The organism is Marinobacter xestospongiae, assembly GCF_023156385.1.
Lineage (GTDB): Bacteria > Pseudomonadota > Gammaproteobacteria > Pseudomonadales > Oleiphilaceae > Marinobacter > Marinobacter xestospongiae.
In genome coordinates, this window is record NZ_JAKZAK010000025.1 from 22,535 (window position 1) to 34,267 (window position 11,733).

Annotated in this window: 13 protein-coding genes; 8 read left to right on the top strand and 5 right to left on the bottom strand. The window is 63.8% G+C overall.

Translation table 11 applies throughout. The annotated features are described in order from the left end of the window. Positions 1 to 26 precede the first annotated feature (26 nt). The 7 genes from hisI to MLD24_RS17145 all read left to right on the top strand — a co-directional run bounded on the left by hisI (position 27) and on the right by MLD24_RS17145 (position 5,527). Positions 27 to 458 (top strand): phosphoribosyl-AMP cyclohydrolase, encoded by a 432-nt coding sequence (hisI, locus tag MLD24_RS17115; protein WP_227172486.1) that lies wholly within the window; start codon positions 27 to 29, stop codon positions 456 to 458. A gap of 1 nt (position 459) precedes the next feature. After that, positions 460 to 789, top strand: a complete 330-nt coding sequence (locus MLD24_RS17120; RefSeq protein ID WP_248168282.1) for a phosphoribosyl-ATP diphosphatase — start codon at positions 460 to 462, stop codon at positions 787 to 789. 87 nt (positions 790 to 876) lie between these two features. Beyond that, the gene (gene tatA / locus MLD24_RS17125) at positions 877 to 1,113 is read left to right on the top strand and encodes a Sec-independent protein translocase subunit TatA (RefSeq protein WP_248168284.1); all 237 of its coding nucleotides are present in this window, start codon (positions 877 to 879) and stop codon (positions 1,111 to 1,113) included. A gap of 11 nt (positions 1,114 to 1,124) precedes the next feature. Beyond that, complete coding sequence (tatB, locus tag MLD24_RS17130; RefSeq protein WP_248168286.1) at positions 1,125 to 1,586, top strand: Sec-independent protein translocase protein TatB; 462 nt, start codon at positions 1,125 to 1,127, stop codon at positions 1,584 to 1,586. Continuing rightward, positions 1,583 to 2,380, top strand: coding sequence for a twin-arginine translocase subunit TatC (tatC, locus tag MLD24_RS17135; protein WP_227172490.1), 798 nt, complete (start codon positions 1,583 to 1,585; stop codon positions 2,378 to 2,380). Before tatB ends, tatC begins: the two co-directional genes overlap by 4 nt. Beyond that, entirely contained in the window at positions 2,377 to 3,099 is a 723-nt protein-coding gene (locus tag MLD24_RS17140; protein WP_248168288.1) for a 16S rRNA (uracil(1498)-N(3))-methyltransferase, read from the top strand. Before tatC ends, MLD24_RS17140 begins: the two co-directional genes overlap by 4 nt. A gap of 241 nt (positions 3,100 to 3,340) precedes the next feature. Beyond that, the gene (locus MLD24_RS17145) at positions 3,341 to 5,527 is read left to right on the top strand and encodes a TonB-dependent receptor (protein ID WP_427902073.1); all 2,187 of its coding nucleotides are present in this window, start codon (positions 3,341 to 3,343) and stop codon (positions 5,525 to 5,527) included. Positions 5,528 to 5,581: 54 nt separating this feature from the next. On the opposite strand, the gene MLD24_RS17150 is transcribed toward MLD24_RS17145, so the two are convergent. The 5 genes from MLD24_RS17150 to MLD24_RS17170 form a co-directional block, all read right to left on the bottom strand. Beyond that, entirely contained in the window at positions 5,582 to 6,520 is a 939-nt protein-coding gene (locus MLD24_RS17150) for a DUF808 domain-containing protein (protein WP_248168292.1), read from the bottom strand. Positions 6,521 to 6,619: 99 nt separating this feature from the next. Continuing rightward, the gene (locus MLD24_RS17155; protein WP_248168294.1) at positions 6,620 to 7,852 is read right to left on the bottom strand and encodes a UbiH/UbiF/VisC/COQ6 family ubiquinone biosynthesis hydroxylase; all 1,233 of its coding nucleotides are present in this window, start codon (positions 7,850 to 7,852) and stop codon (positions 6,620 to 6,622) included. Further along, positions 7,849 to 9,180 (bottom strand): 2-octaprenyl-6-methoxyphenyl hydroxylase, encoded by a 1,332-nt coding sequence (gene ubiH / locus MLD24_RS17160; RefSeq protein WP_248168296.1) that lies wholly within the window; start codon positions 9,178 to 9,180, stop codon positions 7,849 to 7,851. Before ubiH ends, MLD24_RS17155 begins: the two co-directional genes overlap by 4 nt. A gap of 2 nt (positions 9,181 to 9,182) precedes the next feature. Continuing rightward, positions 9,183 to 10,502 carry a Xaa-Pro aminopeptidase gene (gene pepP / locus MLD24_RS17165; protein ID WP_227172496.1) on the bottom strand — a complete coding sequence of 440 codons (1,320 nt, stop codon included), beginning with the start codon at positions 10,500 to 10,502 and terminating at the stop codon, positions 9,183 to 9,185. Between the two features lie 24 nt (positions 10,503 to 10,526). Further along, the gene (locus MLD24_RS17170; protein ID WP_248168298.1) at positions 10,527 to 11,114 is read right to left on the bottom strand and encodes a UPF0149 family protein; all 588 of its coding nucleotides are present in this window, start codon (positions 11,112 to 11,114) and stop codon (positions 10,527 to 10,529) included. A gap of 185 nt (positions 11,115 to 11,299) precedes the next feature. Here MLD24_RS17170 and MLD24_RS17175 point away from each other — a divergent pair. Beyond that, positions 11,300 to 11,733: ZrgA family zinc uptake protein (locus MLD24_RS17175; protein ID WP_248168300.1), on the top strand; the 434-nt coding region annotated here is incomplete at its 3' end.

Genomic DNA, 11,733 nt, shown 5'->3' on the forward strand with positions numbered 1-11,733 from the left:
CACCCAATCGACGGACGTTCACAGAAATGAAAGACTCTTCCCCTAATGTCGACAGCCCGGAGTGGTTGGCCGAAGTGCGTTTCGACGCCAATGGCCTGATCCCCGCCATTGCCCAGGACGCCACCAGCGGTGACATCCTGATGATGGCCTGGATGAACGCCGAAGCGCTGACGGCCACGGCAACCGAAGGCCAGGCGATCTACTGGTCCCGGTCCCGCAACAAACTGTGGCGCAAAGGCGAGTCCTCAGGCCATCAGCAGCGGGTTCTGGACATTCGCCTGGACTGCGATGCCGACGTTATTCTGCTGAAAGTGGAACAGCGGGGAGGCATCGCCTGTCATACCGGACGGCGCAGCTGTTTTTACCGCCGCCTGGAACAGGGCCGCTGGGAAGTGACCGATCCGGTCCTCAAGGACCCGGACACCATCTATCGCCCGCACCCGCAACAGGGAGACTGACATGAGTGATGTGCTGATGCGCCTGGCCGACGTACTGGAAGCCCGCAAACAGGCGGACCCGGACAGTTCCTACGTCGCCAGTCTGCATGCCAAGGGGCTGAACAAGATCCTGGAGAAGGTGGGCGAGGAGTGCACCGAAACCCTGCTGGCAGCCAAGGATGCGGAGCATTCTGGCGACACCAGCGACCTGGTGTACGAAACGGCCGATCTCTGGTTCCACTCGCTGGTGATGCTGTCGCGGCTGGGCCTGGGACCGGACGACGTAATCAATGAACTGGCTCGCCGCTTCGACCTCTCCGGACTGGAAGAAAAGGCCGCCCGGGACCAGTAATCGGAGTACCCCTTCTGGGGGTTTCCGCAATGCAGCCCCGGTAGCGTACAATATTGTGAGTCTCTGCATGAAAATGAGGACCCCATCATGGGTATCAGTATCTGGCAACTTCTAATCGTTCTCGGCATTGTCGTGCTGTTGTTCGGAACCAAGAAACTGCGCAATATCGGCAGCGACCTGGGTGGCGCCATCCGTGGCTTCAAGAAGTCCATGAACGAAGAGGACAACGGCAAGCCGCAACAGCGTTCCGTCGAGGACCAGGCTGCCGACCAGCCCCAACAGGCCCGCACCACCGACAGCGCCGGCGAAAAAAACCATAACTGAGACACCGCCGGATGTTCGACATTGGCTTCCTTGAGCTGCTGATCTGCTCAGTGATTGCATTGCTGGTTCTTGGCCCCGAACGCCTGCCCACAGCGGCACGGGCGGCCGGGCGCTGGATTGGTGGTGCCCGCCGTATGGTCAGCCAGTTTTCCAGCGAGCTGGACCGCCAGCTCAAGGCGGACGAACTCAAGGAGCAGCTCCGCCAGGCTGGCGACGTTGGCCTGGAAGACGTTGAAAAGACCGTCCGCGATGCCCTCGACGAGGCCCGGCAGTACCAGCACATGGTGGTATCGGACTCCAGTACCCGCTCCCGGCCGGCTCCGGCCACCCGTCGGGTACGGCCTCCGGAGCAGCAACCGGACTCCCCGGAGAACGAGCCCCCGGCGACACCGGCGGACAGCGCCAGCACGGAGGCAAACCAGGCCTCTCCGGCACCTGAGTCCCCGGACACATCCACGGAAAGCCGTCAATGAGCGTTACCCCTCCAGGCCCGCCATCAACGGATGCGGCCGACAACAGCCAGGAAATGTCCCTGATCGAACACCTGCTGGAACTGCGCAACCGGCTGCTGAAGATGGTGCTGGCCGTCGCACTGTGCTTTGCGGTGATCTACCCCTGGGCCAACGAACTGTACCTGTTTATGGCCGGGCCGCTGCTGGAGCTGTTGCCGGTAGGCCAGACCATGATCGCCACCGACATCACCTCGACCTTTTTCGCGCCGCTGAAGCTGGCGCTGGTGCTGGCGGTGTTTGCGGCAATCCCGGTGATTCTCTACCAGATCTGGAGTTTTATTGCCCCCGGACTCTACGCCCATGAGAAGCGTCTGGCGTTTCCACTGCTGGCAACCTCGGTCGCCCTGTTCTACCTCGGCGCCGCCTTTGCCTACTTTGTGGTGTTTCCGCTGGTGTTCAGCTTCTTTACCGCGATCGGCCCCGAGGGCATCGTTGAGTTGCCGGACATTGCCAGCTACCTCAGCTTCGTGCTGAAAATGTTCTTCGCGTTCGGTGTCGCTTTCGAGATTCCCATTGCCACCATCCTGCTGATCCTGACCGGGATCACCACCCCCAGGGAACTGGCAGCCAAACGCCCCTACGTGGTGGTGGCCTGCTTTATCATTGGCATGCTGCTGACTCCGCCGGACATCATTTCCCAGACCCTGCTGGCAGTGCCCATGTGGCTGCTGTTCGAGCTCGGCATCCTGTTTGGCTACCTGGCTCAGCGCCGGGCGCCGGCGACCGATTCGGCCGAGGCCAACGAGCCACAATGAACCTCGCACTGCTGACCGAGGCCGATTTTATCGGCCCCGACCGGGTCCGGCTGACCGGTCGCCGCTTCGACCACCTGGCCACCATTCTCGGCTCCGAGGTGGGAGACCAGGTGCCAGTGGGGGTGGAGAACGGCAACATCGGCACCGGCACCCTGATCCAGCGCGATGCAGACGCCGCCGAACTGGCCATTACCCTGGATCAGTCACCGCCCGAGCCCCTGCCCCTGACGCTGGTATTGGCCATGCCCCGCCCCAAGATGTTCCGGCGGGTGCTGCAAACGGTGGCGGCGCTGGGGGTCAAGGAGATCTGGCTGATCAACGCCTACAAGGTGGAGAAAAGCTTCTGGCAGACGCCCTGGCTGGGGCCGGACGCGCTGCGGGAGAACCTCACCCTGGGACTGGAGCAGGCCCGTGACACCCGCATGCCCCAGGTGCACATCCGCCAGCGCTTTAAACCCTTCGTCGAGGACGAGCTGCCGGCGCTGCTGGCACAGCGTCCGGGCCTGGTGGCCCATCCGGGCACAGACCAGCCCTGCCCGAGCCACCTGACCAGCCCGGCGACCCTGTGCATCGGCCCCGAAGGCGGCTTCATTCCCTACGAGGTCGACAAGCTGGTTGAAGCCGGCTGCCAGTCGGTACACCTGGGTCGCCGCATCCTGCGGGTGGAAACCGCAGTACCGGTGCTGATCGGCCGGCTCTACGACGGCTGCGGCTACTAGACGGCTGCAGCTAGTAGAAGGCCGCGGCTCTGCAGCGCGGGCGCCGGATCGGCGCCAAACACCACCTCCCCTTCTTGCGTACTACAACGCCCTGAGTTGCACGACGTCCTGAGTACCACGCCCCCGGCGCTCGTACTCACAACCTGCCGCGCTGATCAATTGATAATTTTACGCATTTGCATTACTTTTCCCCTCCCATCCATTACTCACCCGTAATCGACTCCCGGAGATTTCCATGACGATGATTCCGCGAACCCGCTCGGCACTTTACCGGGCCGGCCTTGGTACCCTGATCGCCAGCTGCACCACCCCGCTGCTGGCTGACGCCACCAGTTACTCGCTGGATGAGCTGGTGGTGGTTGGCAACCGCGCGCCGGCACAGATCAGCCAGGTGCCGGGCACCGTCTGGGTCCTGGAGCAGGAAGCACTGGAAACCCAACTCCAGTCCGGTCAGGACCTCAAAAGTGTGCTTGGCAAGCTGGTACCCGGCCTCGACCTGGCGCCCCAGGGCCGCACCAACTTCGGCCAGAATATGCGCGGACGCAGCGTGCTGGTGATGATTGACGGCGTCTCACTGAACTCCTCCCGCGGTCTGAGCCGCCAGTTCGACAGCATTGACCCGTTCAACATCGAACGCATCGAAGTGCTCTCCGGTGCCACCGCGATCTACGGCGGCGGCAGCACCGGCGGGATCATCAACATCATTACCCATAAGGGCGAAGCCGGAGACACCCGCTATCGCACCGAGGCTTCCGCCAGCTCCGGCTTCAACGACAGCGAAGATCGCGTGTTCCGTGCCGGCCAGTCCATCAGCGGCGGCAATGACCGGGTCCAGGGGCGCCTCGCCGTAGCCACCCAGCGCAACAGCGCGTTCTACGACGCCGACGGCGACGCCATCATGCCGGACATCACCCAGACCGACCTGCAGTACAACCGCAGCCTGGATGTAATGGGCAGCGTGCGTCTACAACTGAGCGACCTGCAGTCCCTGGAGCTGCTGGGCCAGGCGTACGATTCCCGCTTCAACGGCAATCAGGGGGTCTACCTCGGCCCCAACCTGAGCACCATCGCAGATCCGGAGATTCGTACCGGCTACAAGACCGACCGGGCACCGGAAACCGATCGCCACCTGGTGAACCTGAACTACCAGCATCGCGACCTGTTCGGTCATACCGCGTACCTGCAACTGTCCACCCGGGGCGAGAAGGCCAGCTTCCACCCCTACCCCTACATTCGCCAGAACATGGCCCAGAGCTACGTTGGCGCGTCACTCCAGGACACCACCCAGCACAACCTCAAGGGGCTGCTGGTCAAGCACTGGGGGGACTGGCAGTTCAGCTATGGCGTGGATCTGGACCGAGAGGACTTCAAGGCCAACCAGATGATTTTTGACACCGCCAAAGCCTTGCAGAGTGGTGCCATGGTGACCGAGGAGGACTTTACCGTCGGCCGCTACCCGGGCTACCGGGTGGATGGTGTGACCGCCTTCCTGCAGACCGAGTGGCAGGCAACGGAGCGGCTGCGGCTCAACGCCGGCATCCGCCAGCGCCATTCCAGCCTGGAAGTGGACAATTTTGTGCCCACCCAGCAGCAGATTGACGTCCAACGCGGCCTGGCGACGGGTGCCGACGCCATTCCCGGTGGCGAGAACAGCTACGACGTCACCCTGGTGAATGCCGGCGCCATCTACAACCTCACCGCCAGCCAGCAACTGTGGACCAGCTTCAGCCAGGGCTTCGAAATTCCCGATCCGGGCAAGGTGTTTGGCCGCGGCAGCTACTCGCTGGACAATGGCTACTACACCCTCAACGACGCCCTCGACGTTGACAGCAACACCTTGCCCGGCCTGAAGACCCATCAGGTGGAATTGGGCTGGCGGGCGTACGAAGCCAACTGGGAAGCCCAGGTAGCCGCCTACTACACCTGGTCAGACAAGGACACCCGGGTCACCGATACCCTGCAGATTGACGTGGTGGACGCCAAGACCCGGGATTATGGCCTGGAAGCCAGCCTGGCCTACCGCATCAGCGATCAGTGGCGCGCCGGCGTCCAGGGCCATGTGCTGCGGTCCGAGGTCAAGAACGAGGGTGACTGGGACAAGAAAGACGCCCGTTACGCCAGTTTGCCCAGCGCCATGGCGTTTGTGGAATGGCAGGATGCCCGCACCCAGGTTCGGCTGCAGGGCAATCATGCCTTTGACATCGACGACGATGCCGGCAACGAGATCGATGGCTTTACCACCGTCGACCTGCAGGCTTCCCGCGAGCTGCCGGTGGGGCGCCTGGGAATGGGGATCAGCAACCTGCTGAACAACGACTATCTGACCGTCTGGGGTCAGCGCGCCCAGATGTTCTACGGTTACGACAAGCTGTTTGAATTCCAGGGCCGCGGTCGCACCTACACCCTGAGCTACACCGTCGATTATTGATCGACCCGGCGGGCCGGTATTCACGCTGGCCCGCCGCCTCAGCCCACCGGCCGCTCAGGCAGTTCCGCGAACACGCTTCCAGAGGCCTCCGACCAGGGTGACCAGCGCCACCACCAAACCACCAGCCACAATCCCCACAACTCCGTCCGCCAATACCGGCATCAGTACCGCCAGCATCCCGGACAGCGGATCGGTGAGATGATGGATCAAGTCATAGAGCGGCGGAATGCCGTGGGAAATGATGCCCCCGCCGACCAGGAACATCGCAGCGGTCCCCAGTACGGAGAGCCCTTTCATCAGGTACGGCGCCAGCCACAGAATGCCCCGGCCAAAGGCCCGCAGCATCGGGGCCAGACCATCGTCGCCAGGCCGCTGGCTGAGATAGAGACCACCGTCATCGAGCTTCACGATGCCCGCAACCAGGCCATAGACGCCGATGGTGATTAGTAACGCCACCACCGACAGCACCAGAAACTGCATGCCAATGCTCTGCTGCGCAACGGTGCCCAGGGTGATGGCAATGATTTCCGCCGACAGGATAAAATCGGTGCGGATGGCACCCTTCACCTTCTCTTTTTCCAGCGCCACCAGATCTTTCTGCGGGTCCCGCAGTGCCTGTTTCAGCTCCTCCTTGTGAGCCTCGTCCTCTTCATGGGAATGGAGCCAGCGATGGGCAAGCTTTTCAAACCCCTCAAAACACAGAAAGGCGCCCCCCACCATCAGCAGCGGGGTCACCAGCCAGGGCACGAAAAAGCTGATCGCCAGCGCCGCCGGCACCAGAATCACCTTGTTACGCAGTGACCCCTTGGCCACGGCCCACACCACCGGAATTTCCCGGGCCGGTTTAACGCCGGTGACCTGCTGGGCATTGAGGGCCAGGTCATCACCCAGAACCCCGGCGGTTTTCTTGGTGGCGACCTTGGTCATCGCCGAGACGTCATCAAGGATGGTGGCTATATCATCAATCAGGGCGAGCAAACTGGCTCCGGCCATTGCGGATTCCTTCCTGTGTTCTGTTAAGCGGTGGTGTTGCCTGGACTAAAGGATGTGTCGGGCTGCGGAGAGCGCCAGCCTGACCTGAAGTATGCCGGCTCAGGGTTGCAGTCCCATGGCCTGGGCGGCCACCCGATGTTTGATGGCCGGCAACTGGTCAAGCCAGCGCATGCCGGCATTCCGAAGCCAGCGCAACGGCAGCTCATCACGGGCAAACAGCTGCTTGAAGCCCTCCATTGCCGCCATCATCGCCAGGTTATCGCCCTTGCGGCGGCGCTGATAGCGCGCCAGGGTCAGCTCATCCGCCGGTGACAGCCCCCGTTGCCGGGCGCTCTCCAGCTCCGCCAGCAGCACCCTGACGTCGCCATAACCAAGGTTGACGCCCTGGCCCGCCAACGGGTGAATGGTATGGGCAGCGTCCCCCACCAGTGCCAGGCTCTCGCCAATGTAGTCCTTGGCGTGACGCTGACGCAGCGGGAAAGCCTGGCGTGCCGACACCGCAACCAGCGGGCCGAGTTGGTGTTCGATGGCCGCCGCCAGCGCCTCACGGAAGTCGTTATCCGACAGCGCCAGCAGACGACGGGCCTCGTCGGTGTCCTGGGACCAGACAATGGAACAGAAACGACCGGCGTCGGCCGGATCACCGCTGGCCAATGGCAGGAACGCCAGCGGCCCGGTCGTGGAAAACCGTTGCCAGGCGGTATCCCGGTGGCTCTGGGTGGTTTCCACCGTGCAGACGATGGCCTGCTGGTCGTAATCCCACTCGCGGGTCGGCAAACCGGCCCACTGGCGCAGCCGGGACTGGGCGCCATCGGCGGCCACCACCAGCGACGCGGTCAATTCCCGGCCGTCGTCCAGGGTCAGCTGCCGCTGGCCCTGCTGGCAGGGCGACAGGCCGGTCACCCGAGCCTGGTCAAACACCGTTACCGGGCTGTCCTGCAATGCCAGCATCAGTGCCCGCACCAGCAATCGGTTCTCGACGATACAGCCAAGGGCCGGCACCTGAAGGTCGGTGGCATCAAAATGAATACGCCCGGTACCCTCGGCATCCCACACCGTCATGCCACGATAGGGACAATGGCGCTGGGTCGCCACCGCCTGCCAGGCGCCAAGATCGGCCAGCAAACGCTGGCTGGCCGCTGAAATAGCGCTGACCCGGGGTTCGAAATCCGCCACCGAGCCAATCGGTGCGGGAGCGTCCAGCAGCGCGGCTACCGGCGCCGCCTCCACCACACCAACCCGCCAGCCCTGCTGGCCAAGCCCCAGGGCCAGGGCACTGCCGGTCATGCCACCGCCGGCGACCAGCACATCGAAGTGCGGAGAGTCGTTCATGAGCGTTCCTCAATCGAGTGTCCTGACGTCCCGGCCGCGGCGTCCGCTGTCTGGCCATGGTGATAATCCGGGCGACGGGCGCCCAGCCCCATGGCCTGGCGGGCAAACCAGCGCTTGGCGGGAGCCACCAGATCAAGGCCAACCAGGCCGGCGTCCCGGGCCAGGCCCAGCCCCGGCACACCGGCGCCAAACAGTTGCACCAGGGAATCGGAGAATTGCACGGTACGCTGCCAGTCCGCCTGATGGGCCTGCTGATAGCCCTTGAGGGCCGACAGACTGCCCAGGGCTTCGCCACGGGCGTCGGCCTGCTGGAACTGTTCCACCAGCGCGGTGATTCCTCGCAGCGCCAGGTTGAAGCCCTGGCCCGCCACCGGATGCAGGGCGTGGGCGGCGTTGCCGATCAGCACCACCCCCGGGCGCACCGGCTCCGGTACCGTCACCAGGCTCAGTGGGTAGTGACTGCACTCGCCCATGCGGGTAAACCGCCCCAGGCGCCAGCCAAAACGCTGCTGCAATTGCCGGCAACGGTCGTCCGGCGATGCCGCCATCACCGTATCCAGGGCATCCGGACTCAGCGTCCAGACCAGGGCACTGGTGCAAGCGGAAGCCGGACCCGGCCCGCCGTGGGGCAGCAATGCCATGGGGCCGGCGTCGGTGAATCGTTCAAAGGCGGTAAACTGGTGACGTTCGGCGGTGGAGACATTGGCGATCAGGGCATGCTGGCCGTAGTCCCGCCGTTCAACCTGAAAGCCCAGCTGCTCCCTCAGACCGGAGCGGCCACCATCGGCCAGCACCATGCACTGGGTGCGCAGATCGTGCAGGGTGCCATCGCCAGCGCGCACCTGAACCCGGGTTACCCCAGCTTCGGCACCGACCGTCTCCACCGTCGCTGGCGCCAGCCATCGCACCTGCGGGCACTGGCGCAGCGCCGCCATCAGGCACAGGCCCAGCCAACGGTTGTCCACCACATAGCCCAGGGCCTCCTGGTGATGATCCCCGGCAGCCAGCCGGGTGGCACCGAAGCGGCCGCGGTCGGACACATGGATATGCTGGATCGGCGTAGCCTGGCGGGCTAGCGCCGACCACAACCCCAGATCCTGGAAGATCTGCCGCGACCCCCACGCCAATGCAGTGGAGCGGGCGTCATAGCTGGGCTGGTAACTGTCCGGCAGGGCGTCCTGAGTCAGCGGGAACGACTCCACCACAGTGATGGCCCGATGCGGCAGGGCCCGGGCCATGGCCAGGGCCAATGAGGCGCCGGCCAGGCCACCACCGGCGATCACCAGATCGCTGTGCTGCCCGCCTTCAAGGTGGCTTGTCGCTGTCATGGTCAGCCCGCCATCAACGCTTCGATCTCGGCCACGGTCTTGGGCACGGCGTCCGTCAACACCCGGCAGCCCTCCCGAGTGACCACGACGTCGTCTTCGATGCGAATGCCGATACCCCGCCAGCGGGGCTCAACATCGGTGTTGTCCGGCGCCACGTAGAGGCCAGGCTCCACCGTCAGGACCATGCCGGGCTCCAGCACCCTCCAGGCATCGCCGACCTTGTAGTCGCCGACATCGTGGACATCCAGCCCCAGCCAGTGGCCGGTCCGGTGCATGAAGAAGGGTTTGAAGCGCTCCTGTTCCAGCGCGTCGGACAGCGAGCAGTCCAGCAGCCCGAGATCGATCAGGCCCTGACACAGCACTTCCAGCGCCGCCTCGTGCGCGTGGTTCCAGTGATTACCGGGGCAGACCGCCTCAATGGCGGCGTACTGGGCCGCCAGCACCACCTCGTACAGCGCCCTCTGCTCATCGCTGAAACGGCCACTGACGGGGAAGGTCCGGGTAATGTCGGAGGCGTAGCACTCCAGTTCGCAGCCGGCGTCGATCAGCACCAGATCACCGTCCGCCAGCGGCGCCCGGTTCTCGATGTAATGCAGGATGCAAGCATTGGTGCCACTGCCAACAATGGAGGGATAGGCGGTGCTGCGGGCTCCGTGCTCCATGAAGGTATGCAGCAGCTCAGCCTCCAGGTGATACTCGTGAAGCCCTGCCCGGGCGCGGCTCATTGCCCGGCGATGGGCTTCGGCACTGATCTCTCCGGCCCGCGCCATGACCTTGATCTCATTGGCGCTCTTGTACAGACGCAGATCGTGGAGGTGATGTTCAAGGGACACGAACTCGCCAGGCGGCTGGGCCCCGGAGCGAACCTTGCTACGAATCATCTTGACCCAGTCGATCACCTGGGTATCAAAAGTGTGGTCCTTGCCAAGGGGGTAATAGACTCGGCTGCGGCCCTCAATCATGCCCGGCAGGATGTCGTCGATATCAGAGATCGGGAAAGCATCGTCCAGACCATAATGCTCGATGGCACCGTCCGGCCCCACCAGAAAACCGTCCCAAAGTTCCTTCTCGGGATTACGCTCCTTGCAGAACAGCACCGACTCGCCATGATCCCGGCCAGGAATCAGCACCAGCACCGCGTCGGGTTCGCCGAAACCGGTGAGGTACTGGAAGTCGCTGTCCTGCCGGAATGGGTGCAACACATCCCGGTTACGCACCCGCTCCGGGGCGGCGGGCAGAATGGCGATGCTGTCCGGGGCCATGCGCTCCATCAGGCGTTGACGGCGTTCAGCGAACTCATTTACGGGTATCTTGGCGGCCATGACGCTCCCCAGTGATTGGTGTCGTTAGTGCAGGGTCTTGCTTTCGCGGGGTTCCGGCGGATTGTATTCGGTGAATACCGCCAGCGCACCCAGACGAACGTATTCGGTGATCTCGGTCAACTGCTGCTCGCTTTCCTCACCGTCCGCCTCGGTCTCGGACACCTGGCTGATCGCCACCAGGTCCTCGATCAGTTCACGGATTTCCTCCGGCGCCTCCCCCAGGCCAGCGCCGGCTTCCAGCGCCAGCCCCTCGAGGAAGCCACGAATCCACGCCGACAGGGCCTGCAAGCGCTGCTCCATGGCATAGTCATCGTCCGGCATCAGCGGCTGGAAGCTCATATCAGAGGCTTTCAGCAGGGTCAGGGTCTGGTCGTAAGCGGCAATCATGAACGCGCTCAGCGCCTCCGATTCCTCCGGCGCCGTGGTTGGCAGGCCCATCTGTTCACAGACCAGTGCCAGCCACTGGTCCGGCGGCAGGCGGCTACCGGCCGCCAGACGGCCACAGAGGGTACCGTGCAGTTCAGAGGGATGGCTGAACGCCTGGTGCTCAGTAAAGACGTTGGCCCAGCGCTCGAATTCGTCGTGGGAAGAAGTGGCGTCGGAATCAGACATGCAGTGGTTCAATCCTGTGGTGGTCATCGCGGATTCGACCGGGACAGCAACGCCGTCCGGTACAAAGCCCTATCCTAGCATTCGCGTCCAGCGAAGACACCGATCACCCCACCCCTTGACCTGCCCGGGATCGGGGTGAATTATGTTATAACATAACCAAACCCAGAACCCCGGAGTGCGCAGACATGCCCCATCCAATCTTTGCTCCACGGCACCTCGTCGTCGGCCTGCTTACCGTGGCCGGCCTGGCATCAACGGCCCAGGCCCAGGACAACCTGGCCGCCCACGAACACGGCCAGGCGCTGCTGCAGGTGGCCATCAGCGGTGACCGGCTGGATGTCATTTTCACCTCGCCGGCCTTCAATCTGCTGGGATTCGAGCATCGCGCCACCAGCGATGAGGACGTTCGCAAGGTCAACGAAGTCCATTCCTGGTTACGACGCACACCGTTGCTGACCGCCACCGGTATCAACTGCCGGTCCCAGGCTGCCACCATGGCGCTGACGGGCGCATCGGATGGGCACCACCATGAGGATGACCACGACCACGACCACGACCACGACCACGACCACGACCACGACCACGACCACGACCACGACCACGACCACGACCACGACCA

Excerpts from the sequence above, each read along its gene's own strand:
- hisI (WP_227172486.1), top strand. The coding sequence starts at position 27 with ATGAAAGACTCTTCCCCTAATGTCGACAGCCCGGAGTGGTTGGCCGAA.
- MLD24_RS17120 (WP_248168282.1), top strand. The coding sequence starts at position 460 with ATGAGTGATGTGCTGATGCGCCTGGCCGACGTACTGGAAGCCCGCAAA.
- tatA (WP_248168284.1), top strand. The coding sequence starts at position 877 with ATGGGTATCAGTATCTGGCAACTTCTAATCGTTCTCGGCATTGTCGTG.
- tatB (WP_248168286.1), top strand. The coding sequence starts at position 1,125 with ATGTTCGACATTGGCTTCCTTGAGCTGCTGATCTGCTCAGTGATTGCA.
- tatC (WP_227172490.1), top strand. The coding sequence starts at position 1,583 with ATGAGCGTTACCCCTCCAGGCCCGCCATCAACGGATGCGGCCGACAAC.
- MLD24_RS17140 (WP_248168288.1), top strand. The coding sequence starts at position 2,377 with ATGAACCTCGCACTGCTGACCGAGGCCGATTTTATCGGCCCCGACCGG.
- MLD24_RS17145 (WP_427902073.1), top strand. The coding sequence starts at position 3,341 with ATGATTCCGCGAACCCGCTCGGCACTTTACCGGGCCGGCCTTGGTACC.
- MLD24_RS17150 (WP_248168292.1), bottom strand. The coding sequence starts at position 6,520 with ATGGCCGGAGCCAGTTTGCTCGCCCTGATTGATGATATAGCCACCATC.
- MLD24_RS17155 (WP_248168294.1), bottom strand. The coding sequence starts at position 7,852 with ATGAACGACTCTCCGCACTTCGATGTGCTGGTCGCCGGCGGTGGCATG.
- ubiH (WP_248168296.1), bottom strand. The coding sequence starts at position 9,180 with ATGACAGCGACAAGCCACCTTGAAGGCGGGCAGCACAGCGATCTGGTG.
- pepP (WP_227172496.1), bottom strand. The coding sequence starts at position 10,502 with ATGGCCGCCAAGATACCCGTAAATGAGTTCGCTGAACGCCGTCAACGC.
- MLD24_RS17170 (WP_248168298.1), bottom strand. The coding sequence starts at position 11,114 with ATGTCTGATTCCGACGCCACTTCTTCCCACGACGAATTCGAGCGCTGG.